Annotated in this window: 1 protein-coding gene; it reads right to left on the reverse strand. The window is 45.7% G+C overall.

Annotated elements, in window-relative coordinates; genetic code table 11:
• Positions 1-599, reverse strand: a 599-nt coding sequence (locus tag R7O13_RS28825) for a ComEC/Rec2 family competence protein (RefSeq protein WP_318305455.1), incomplete at both ends; no start/stop codon positions are given.

Raw genomic sequence — 599 nt, forward strand, 5'->3', positions numbered from 1 at the left:
CCAGTGTCTAACCAACTAACACCACTATCGGTATAGGTCTGAACGACTTCAGGTGCGGGCATTCCCCACTGGTTTAGTTTTGCCGTTGAAGCAATAGCCAAGCTAGGCTCAACAACATTGATAAACTTAGGGTTAGAAGAGGTTTTGCTTCCATGATGCGGCACTAACATTACATCACTGCGCAGCTTTTCTGGCTCTCGAAGCAGTATCCATTCGCTGATGGCTTCGATATCACCAGTAAACAACATTTTAAAACCTGTACTAGGGTCTTCCAGACTGATGACACAAGAGTGGGGGTTGTATGCACGTACAACAGGTTTAGGAGGCCAAAGTACCTCCATGTTCAACCCTTGCCACTTCCATTTCTCAGCAGCAATACAAGGCTGATAATGTAAAAAGCTCTGGCTGCTTAGTTTGTGTTTAGGTGAAAAGTACTGCTCTATCACTTTTCGGCCGCCAGCATGGTCATTATCGGCATGACTTAAAATCATCGTATCGACACTTGAGTAGCCTCTGCGATGCAGTACTGGCGTAATCACTTGCTCAGCTATACTGCCGTTTTGCCAAGCCTTGCCCGTATCATAGAGTAAAACTCTACC

The sequence above is a fragment of the Vibrio sp. Y176 genome (assembly GCF_033438945.1).